7 protein-coding genes and 1 tRNA gene are annotated in these 7,408 nt (G+C 54.8%); 1 reads left to right on the top strand and 7 read right to left on the bottom strand.

Features of this window, described 5'->3' with window-relative positions; genetic code table 11:
• Positions 1-37 precede the first annotated feature (37 nt).
• Both QP381_RS03870 and QP381_RS03865 read right to left on the bottom strand, forming a co-directional pair.
• Complete coding sequence (locus QP381_RS03870; RefSeq protein ID WP_006681763.1) at positions 38-1,477, bottom strand: sodium:proton antiporter; 1,440 nt, start codon at positions 1,475-1,477, stop codon at positions 38-40.
• A gap of 157 nt (positions 1,478-1,634) precedes the next feature.
• Positions 1,635-1,707 (bottom strand) — tRNA-Arg (locus tag QP381_RS03865).
• A gap of 153 nt (positions 1,708-1,860) precedes the next feature.
• Here QP381_RS03865 and QP381_RS03860 point away from each other — a divergent pair.
• Positions 1,861-2,316: a ribose-5-phosphate isomerase gene (locus tag QP381_RS03860; RefSeq protein WP_006681762.1), complete on the top strand. Its 456-nt coding sequence runs from the start codon at positions 1,861-1,863 to the stop codon at positions 2,314-2,316.
• A 103-nt stretch (positions 2,317-2,419) separates the two neighbouring features.
• Here the strand turns inward: QP381_RS03860 and QP381_RS03855 are convergent, their stop codons facing one another.
• From QP381_RS03855 to QP381_RS03835, 5 genes are all read right to left on the bottom strand, one after another.
• Entirely contained in the window at positions 2,420-3,673 is a 1,254-nt protein-coding gene (locus tag QP381_RS03855; protein WP_219585858.1) for an Nramp family divalent metal transporter, read from the bottom strand.
• A 115-nt stretch (positions 3,674-3,788) separates the two neighbouring features.
• Positions 3,789-4,460: a hypothetical protein gene (locus QP381_RS03850; RefSeq protein WP_219585743.1), complete on the bottom strand. Its 672-nt coding sequence runs from the start codon at positions 4,458-4,460 to the stop codon at positions 3,789-3,791.
• Entirely contained in the window at positions 4,457-5,521 is a 1,065-nt protein-coding gene (locus QP381_RS03845) for a LacI family DNA-binding transcriptional regulator (protein ID WP_285067860.1), read from the bottom strand. Before QP381_RS03845 ends, QP381_RS03850 begins: the two co-directional genes overlap by 4 nt.
• A 126-nt stretch (positions 5,522-5,647) precedes the next feature.
• Positions 5,648-6,523 carry a carbohydrate ABC transporter permease gene (locus QP381_RS03840; RefSeq protein ID WP_006681758.1) on the bottom strand — a complete coding sequence of 292 codons (876 nt, stop codon included), beginning with the start codon at positions 6,521-6,523 and terminating at the stop codon, positions 5,648-5,650.
• Positions 6,520-7,365 carry a carbohydrate ABC transporter permease gene (locus QP381_RS03835; protein ID WP_006681757.1) on the bottom strand — a complete coding sequence of 282 codons (846 nt, stop codon included), beginning with the start codon at positions 7,363-7,365 and terminating at the stop codon, positions 6,520-6,522. Before QP381_RS03835 ends, QP381_RS03840 begins: the two co-directional genes overlap by 4 nt.
• Positions 7,366-7,408 lie beyond the last annotated feature (43 nt).

The raw sequence follows: 7,408 nt of genomic DNA, 5'->3' as shown, positions 1-7,408 counted from the left end.
GCGGCGCACACCCCGAATTGTCTTTCAAGCTGAAAGGTTATCGGTCAGCCACAACGTGGTGGTGAGTGATTACGGGTTCACGCTTTCCAGCTTCCACGTCGTTGGCGAGCTTTACTCGCCACACCATCTGAGCGACGAGGAGCGCTGCCAGTACCCAACCTGCGAGATGAGCGATCATGGATTCGGCAACGAAGATTAAAGCCATGGCAACCAATGTCGGAAGCAAGTCTTGGAACGCTTTCACAACGTATCCGCCGAAGGACGGCATATCGACGCCATCGGCGTCAGCAACTGACTTGACCATGAAGTTCGGACCATTGCCGATGTACGTCAATGCCCCGCAGAAGACTGCACCCAACGAAATCGGGACCAAGTAGTACTCGGGGACACCCGCGATCAGGGTTCCATCGCCACCCAGCGACTTCGCCATTTCGAAGAAAGTCATGTAGGTCGGGGCGTTATCCAAGATCGAGGACAGGCCGCCCGTGAAGATAAAGAAGGTAACGCGGTTCAGGGGGAGGTGCGGTGCAACCTGCTCCAAGAAGCGCAATGCCGGAGCCATCGTCGAGAAGATGCCGATGAACAGGGCTGCAACCTCAAGGATTGGGGCCCACGTAAAGGCATTGTCCTCGTAGCGGATCTTCTTAGAGCCCGCAAAGTAAGAGATTGTTGCGGCGCTGAGCATGACGATCTCGCGCCACGGCACCAGGTCTGCTCCATGCGCGTGGCCTTCAATGATCTCGTGAGCGTTCCACGAGGGGATCTTGGCAACGGCGACGATGACAATGGCGAAAAGAACCAGGTTGAAAGCACCGCGCAGGCGCAGTGGGGTGATCTGGGTATCGTCCCTGACGATTTGCGCTTGAGGCTCCGACGAGTAAAGCAGACGGTCGAGCGAGTAGTACATACCGAGCATCAGCACAAGTACGAACAACCATTCCTTCCACAGCTGGAATGTCCAGGTGAAGGGGACACCGTTCAAGAAGCCTAGGAATAGTGGCGGGTCGCCGAGAGGTGTCAGTATGCCACCGCAGTTAGCAACGATGAAGATTGTAAACAGCACGGTATGTACGCGGTGGGTACGTTCTTTATTCGTCGCAAGAAGAGGGCGAATCAGGAGCATTGCGGCGCCTGTCGTTCCGATGAAAGAGGCAAGCGCGCCACCGATAGCCAAGAAAACTGTGTTGTTCTTCGGGGTTGCGCGAATATCACCTTCAAGGTGGATACCGCCGGAGATGATGAAGAGCGAAAGAAGCAGAGCAATGAACTGAACGTATTCAACACCGACGTCAATCAGCGCTTCATTTCCGATCATGTACACCATGAATGCCAGCGTGGGTAGGCCTAGAACGAGGGCAACCAGAAGCTGGCTGGAGTTACGTTCCCACCACTTGTGTGTGGCGGGGATGATCGGGAAGAGTGCAATGGATGCAAGCATTGCTACGAACGGCAGAAGAGACCACCATTGGAAGGTCATCGGGATCCTTGTCGTCGATTACTAGGGACAGGCACATATTCGTGCGTACCGTTTCAGCCTAACGTGAAACCGCAGTATCTTGCCGAAGATGTCCGTTTTTGATGATTGTGAACACTTTGCCCTGAATGTTCGTCCAGATGTGATTGGGCACAAAAAGTGCCCCGAACAGGATTCGAACCTGCGACCTTTCGCTCCGGAGGCGAACGCTCTATCCACTGAGCTATCGGGGCTTAACGCATTGAGTCTAGCAAAGGTTGATGGTGGGTGAAGAATGGTGCTTGACTGCTTCACTTTCGTGCATAGGCGAACGCCCTGGTGACGCTGAGGGGTGAGGAGTGTCATACTAGGGGAGTTGATTCGCTGATACCCAAGGAAGGGACACAATGCGCGTTCATATTGGAACAGACCACGCTGGCTACGAGCTGAAGGAAAAGGTCGTCGAGCACCTCAAGGAAAAAGGTTACGACGTTGTTGACCACGGTGCCCATGAGTACGACTCACTGGACGACTACCCGCCGTTCTGCATTGAAGCAGCAGAAGCAGTGGTTGCAGATGCCGGTTCTCTGGGTGTCGTTATCGGTGGCTCCGGAAATGGTGAGCAGATGGCCGCGAACCGTGTGAAGGGTGTGCGCGCTGCGCTGGTGTGGAATGATTCGACCGCACGTCTTGCCCGCGAGCACAACAATGCGAACGTCGTCTCTGTTGGTGCGCGTCAGCACACCGTCGAAGAGTGCCTGGCATTCATCGATGCCTTCCTCGAAACCCCGTTCTCTGAAGATGAACGTCACCAGCGTCGTATTTCCGAAATGGATGATTACGACGAAGCGCATCGAAAGTGAGTGGTGTCGTTAGACGCTGAAACTCAATAGAATGGGGTCCCTCGGTTTTCCGAGGGACCCCATTCGCGTTGTCACAGGGCAAGTAGCTCAGTTGGGCCTGCCCCTAGATGTCGAATCCGAAGTAGGGAGCTAAGGTCAGCGCCACAAGGAAAATGTTGAGTGCCACGATTGCGACGGCAATCAGAGTTCCACAAACCTGCGTGATCGTCGCATTCGAGTGCTCGCCCATAATCGAAGGCTGGCGCGTGTAGCGGATCAAAGGAAGAATCGCGAAGGGAATGCCGAAGGACAGGATGACTTGGGAGACGACCAATGCCCACGTCGGTTCTGCCCCTATGCCGAGGATGATGAGGGCGGGGATTAGCGTGATCAGTCGTCGCACAATCAGCGGGATCCGAATGTGAAGCAATCCGGCCATGATTTCTGAACCGGCGTATGCGCCAACGGATGTCGATGCTAGGCCTGACGCGAGGAGACCAACGGCGAAGATCATGGCAACGACCGGTCCAAGTGCACTGGCGATTGCAGTGTGAGCACCTTCAATGGTGTCTGTTCCGCTGACCCCTGATAGTGCGGATGCTGCGAGAAGAAGCAGACCGATGTTGACGATTCCCGCCAATCCGAGTGCCCACACGATATCAATCCGGGTTGCTCGCAAGTAATGTTTCAGGTCCGCGCGAGGAGCTTTTTCGTCGTGGTCGTTCACCAGCGAGGAATGCAGGTAAATCGCGTGTGGCATCACGGTTGCGCCAAGCATGGACGCTGCGACGAGAACCGAGTCCGTGCCAGCAAATCGGGGGACGAGGCCGGCCACAACTGACGGGCCGTCTGGCGGAGCAATGGCCAGTCCTGCAAGGAATCCGATTGTGATGATGACCAAAAGGCCGATGATGACGCGTTCAAAGATCTTTTGTGTCCCGCTACCTTGCAGGGTTAACAACAATGTTGAAACGACACCGACAATGATTCCGCCAGTAAGAAGCGGGAGCCCGAAAAGGAGGTGAAGTGCTAGAGCTCCGCCGATGACTTCCGCTAAGTCAGTTGCGGCTGCAACGACTTCTGCTTGAAGCCAGTAGCCAATGCGTGCGCGTTTTTTCAAACGTGTGCCGAGAAGAGCGGGCAGTGAAAGTCGCGTGACTAGGCCCAGCTTTGCGCTCAAGTATTGAATGAGCATTGCTGCAAGGTTGGATGCTAGAAGAACCCATACCAGCAGGTAGCTGTAGCGTGCGCCGGCGGTAATGTTTGCTGCAACATTCCCAGGGTCCACGTAGGCGATTGCCGCAACGAATGCAGGACCCAGCAGTGTCGCAAGCGACGGGTGATGGGTCTTTGACGTGCCTGGAGCATGCGACTGCATCTCCGTAGAATCAAGTTTCGGCATACCGGAACCCTAACGCGTTTTTATTGAGATGTCACTCAAGAATGAAAAGCATGAACACGCCAAAGCAACGCTAGACCAGCGTGACCAGGGATCAAGATTCGCTCGAAGCCTCGTCAACCTGATCGGTGGAGAGCACGGGGTAGGTAGCGAGCACGCAGACGTACTGGGCGAAGGCAATCCCGAAGACGACGAACCAGAAAAGCAAACGGATAGCCCACGGCAGTGAAATTGATGCCAGCACAAGCGGTCCAGCCACAACGAGCAACGCCAACAGAGTCCGATGAAGCTTCGCCGCGGATGCCAAAAGCGCAGCGCTGGCCAAACGCGGAAGATCTTTGACGCTTACGCGTCCCCTGTATGCCAAACGGTGAGCAAACATCGGCCAGACCCACACGTGCGTAAACGCTGCAATCAGCACCACAAACACAATCAGCGCACGAACGATCAATGCCATTGAGTGGGAAGCAAGATGCGTCGTCACAGACCACTCCCACAACAGTAGGGAGAAAAGAAGACCTTCAATAAGTGCAAGGAGAATCGCGGGCAACGCTGCCTTGCGGATAACCTGAGCGACGGCCGGGGCAATCGCCGTGGACTCGGAAGCAATCAAACGCAACGAAACCAGGGTCATCACACCAAGACCCACACCGAAAGTGACGACGGGTAGCGAAATGAGCAAACCGACAACGTTCGCCATCACAAGCGCCGCAATCCACGACAGCACCTGAGCGATTGGCGAATCAGGCCCAAAACGTGAGCTCACTTGGCTTCTCCGCTCTGAACCAGGGGAGCAGTCGTGCCACCAGCATGAATCGTGGCGGGAACAAAGACGTGGCGGACCGGTGCGGAATCATTGATCTGCTCGAATAAGACATCGCAGGTCAGGCGAGCGATCTCAAGGGGAGGCTGAACGACAGTCGTCAGTTCAGGTTCGACAAACTGGCCGATCGTAATACCGTCGAAACCAATGATGGACATGTCATCAGGAATCGACAAACCCGCTTCGCGAATTGCGCGCATTGCACCAATCGCGAGAACATCCGCGATGGCAAAAATCGCGGTCACATCGGGACGCTCTTGAAGCAGGCGCTTCGCCAAGTGATATCCGTGTTCGTAGGTGTAGGGGTTCATCTGCTCGCGTGTTTCGAAGCGAATCAGATCGTCATCAAGCGGAATACCGGCATTTGAAAGAGCCTGTCGATAGCCGGTGATGCGCTGGGCGCCAACAGAAGCATCCCCTTCGGGAACGCCAAGGGTGGCAATCGTTGTATGCCCCAAGTCAATCAGGTGTTGGACAGCGCGGGTAGCTTCTTCTTGGTCATCAACGGCTACAGACGAATACGCCGAATCATCAACCTTGGGCAGACGTGACACCGTGGAAAGCACGAAAGGCACGTTGAACTTCTTGAAGACGGATGCTTCGTGGCGGAAAGAGCCGCCAAGGAAAATAGCTCCCGCCATCAGTTCTTCATCAACGATCTTCGTGGCCTCTTCGACTTCGTCAGCCCAGTGGGGGACCTTCACGACGGTCAGAAGATAGTTCTTTTCACGGACGATAGCTTCCAATGGATCGAGAACCTGTTGGAAGAACGGATTATCGATACCCTTGATGATCAGGGCAATCGCAGGATTGTGAGAGAGCTTGAGGAAGCGAGCGTGACGGTTGGGGCGATATCCCATCTGATCGGCGAGCGCCACAATGCGTTCGCGAGTGGAGTCGGAGATATCGGGCTTGTTATTGAGTGCACGAGACACTGTCACCACACCAACACCGGCGACTTTGGCGATGTCTTTAATCGTGGGGCGGGAATTCGAGGCTCGCATGATCGCCTTCGTTTCGCTCTCTAGAAAACGGGGGTTAAACGGTGCTCGCCCCTTATCATGGGCCGTGTCACACCAAGTGTGGTGCGACGCATCTTCAGATAAGGGGCGAGTCCGTCATGAGTATGTTCAGCCCTTGACTGCGCCGGCGACGACGCCTTCAATGATGTGCTTCTGGCTGGACAGGTAGAAGATGATGATCGGAATGATCGCAAGAACGAGCATTGCCATCAACGCGCCCATGTCGTTTGAACCGCGCGAGCCGACCAGCTGCTGAACAACAACAGGGATCGTCTTGTACGGGGTCGACAGGCCAATAACCAAGTAGGGCAGAAGGTAGTCGTTCCAGACCCACATCGCGTTGAGGATCGCGACGGTGATCATTACGGGCTTCAGCATCGGCATAACGATGCGGAAGTAGTTCTGAACCGGACCGCACCCATCAATCATGGAGGCTTCTTCAATCTCCAGAGGAATTGACTTCACGAAGCCGGAGATGATGAAGACCGACAGGGGAGCACCAAAGCCCAGGTACAGCAGGATCATGCCGATTGGGTTGTCGAGGTGCAATATGTCAGCGATCTTGACGGTCGGGAACATGACCATCTGGAAAGGAACGATCATCGAGAAGACGAAGAAGAGGTAAAGCAGGTTCGTCCACCACGTCTTCACACGCGTAATGTAGTACGCGGTCATCGCGCAGAAGAAGACGATCAGAATCAAAGAACCGATCGTGATGAAGAATGACCAGCCTGCGGCGGCCAAGAACCCGGTCTGCTCGAGGCCCGTCACGTAGTTCTGAATACCGGCGAAGTAATCGCCCAGTGGCAGAGCAAACGGGTTATCAGAGATGAACAGACGGCCCTTGAACGAGTTCATCAAGATGAAGAACAGGGGGCCAAGGAACACCAGAGTCAGTGCGATCAAAACGATGTAGAGAATCGCCTTGCCGACGGGGTTAGAGCGTTCTTCCGTGGCAACGATGGGGGCAGCCTTTGTGCTCACGCTTCGACCTCCTTGCTACGGGTTGCGCGCAACTGAATGAATGCGATCACGGAAACGATGAGGAAGAAGATCACGGCCTTGGCTTGACCAACGCCCTCGAAACCGACGCGCGAGTAGAATGTGTTAACGATGTTCAGAGCAACCATCTCGGTCATGTCGAGCGGTTGGCCGTTCGTCAATGCGAGGTTCTGGTCGTAGAGCTTGAACGAGTTGGAAAGCGTCAGGAACAAGCAGATGGTGATCGACGGCATGACCATCGGGATGGTCACGTTACGAAGAATCGTCCACTTTCCTGCGCCATCGATTTCAGCTGCTTCAATGAGTTCCTTCGGAACACCCTGAAGACCGGCGATGTAGATGATCATCATGTAGCCGACCATCTGCCAGTTGATCAGGATGATCAAACCGACGAAGCCGTAGGTGGCATTGGTGACCAGCGTGGTTTGCCAGTGCAGCAAGAGTGCGTTCAGAATTGTCTGCCAGGTGTAGCCCAAGACGATGCCGCCGATCAGGTTCGGCATGAAGAAGACGGTACGGAAGAAGTTCGTACCCTTGAGCTTGCGGGTCAGTGCGTAGGCGATTGCGAATGCAAACACGTTGACCGTAATGATGGAAACAATTGTGATGGCGGCGGTGAAGATCAGAGCGGTAACGAAGCCCTGCTTGTCGCTGAATGCATCAATGTAGTTCTGAACGCCGACAAACGTCGCGTTGGTGACGGTCGTGAACTTCGCGAAGGACAGGTACAAACCGATTGCGAACGGGGCAAGGAACGCCAGCGTGTACGCAAGGAATGTGGGTCCGACGAAGAGCAACCCAAATTTCTTAAGAGCTTTAATCATGAAAAGTTCTTCCTTGAACTATGCGAAGGCGGGTGTGCGGGAC

The sequence above is a fragment of the Pauljensenia sp. UMB6358 genome, from assembly GCF_030216865.1.
Classification (GTDB): domain Bacteria; phylum Actinomycetota; class Actinomycetes; order Actinomycetales; family Actinomycetaceae; genus Pauljensenia; species Pauljensenia turicensis_A.
Note: the sequence above shows the minus strand (reverse complement) of the source record. Positions and strands in the feature narration are given on the sequence as shown.

What these genes read in the sequence shown, in the direction of transcription:
- QP381_RS03870 (WP_006681763.1), bottom strand. Translation starts at nt 1,477, where the DNA reads ATGACCTTCCAATGGTGGTCTCTTCTGCCGTTCGTAGCAATGCTTGCA.
- QP381_RS03860 (WP_006681762.1), top strand. Translation starts at nt 1,861, where the DNA reads ATGCGCGTTCATATTGGAACAGACCACGCTGGCTACGAGCTGAAGGAA.
- QP381_RS03855 (WP_219585858.1), bottom strand. Translation starts at nt 3,673, where the DNA reads ATGCAGTCGCATGCTCCAGGCACGTCAAAGACCCATCACCCGTCGCTT.
- QP381_RS03845 (WP_285067860.1), bottom strand. Translation starts at nt 5,521, where the DNA reads ATGCGAGCCTCGAATTCCCGCCCCACGATTAAAGACATCGCCAAAGTC.
- QP381_RS03835 (WP_006681757.1), bottom strand. Translation starts at nt 7,365, where the DNA reads ATGATTAAAGCTCTTAAGAAATTTGGGTTGCTCTTCGTCGGACCCACA.